Source organism: Pseudomonas sp. AP19 (genome assembly GCF_001728855.1).
Lineage (GTDB): Bacteria > Pseudomonadota > Gammaproteobacteria > Pseudomonadales > Pseudomonadaceae > Aquipseudomonas > Aquipseudomonas fluorescens.
Genome location: NZ_LXJP01000153.1, coordinates 1 through 644 on the forward strand (window position 1 = coordinate 1; position 644 = coordinate 644).

The following is a 644-nucleotide window of genomic DNA, read 5'->3' on the forward strand; positions in this document are numbered from 1 at the left end:
CCTTGTGATGTAGCGCAAGGCTATGGTATTGCGAAACCCATGCCGGTAGAAAAAGTGCCATCTTGGGTGGCGAAGTTTGTCCCTGCTCATTTATCTAGAGGGGTAATAGATAAACCGCACCGTCCACGAACTGATTGCGTCGTCGCAACCTAGTGGATTGAGCGGTTAATTCATTTATCCACCGGTAACGATATACTGTGCGTCCAATGCCATGGATTGGTTATGCGCATGGCTCGACCGACTTTCCCCATTCGCTCGAAATATATTTTTTATGATACACTATCCCAGCTGTTTTTTTCTGGAACAATGAAATAATTAATATTATCACAAACAACAAATCGATAATAATAAAGAGGATCATATATGTCGGATCAAGAGTTAATACTAGAGCAACTCCGTAACGTGAATTATGATAAGTTAAGCAAACAAGATATCGTAACAATGCTAGATGCAGGGGAGCAGACTCTAGAAAATATGGCAGCATCAAGAAAAACTGCCATTGATATAATAGCAGAGGCAATGAACCAAACAAAGAATACGCTTGAGGCACTTGATTATTCTGGAAAGGTAGAAGCTGAAATCAGGAAAAATCTCAGCATACTGAGAGAGCTACTGATGACTGGCGATCTATAGCCCCCTAGACT

At 41.3% G+C, this 644-nt stretch carries 1 protein-coding gene; it reads left to right on the top strand.

The genetic code is table 11. The annotated features are described in order from the left end of the window. Positions 1-363 precede the first annotated feature (363 nt). Positions 364-633 carry a hypothetical protein gene (locus tag A7D21_RS34085; protein WP_003253606.1) on the top strand — a complete coding sequence of 90 codons (270 nt, stop codon included), beginning with the start codon at positions 364-366 and terminating at the stop codon, positions 631-633. Positions 634-644: the final 11 nt, after the last annotated feature.

What these genes read in the sequence shown, in the direction of transcription:
- A7D21_RS34085 (WP_003253606.1), top strand. Translation starts at nt 364, where the DNA reads ATGTCGGATCAAGAGTTAATACTAGAGCAACTCCGTAACGTGAATTAT.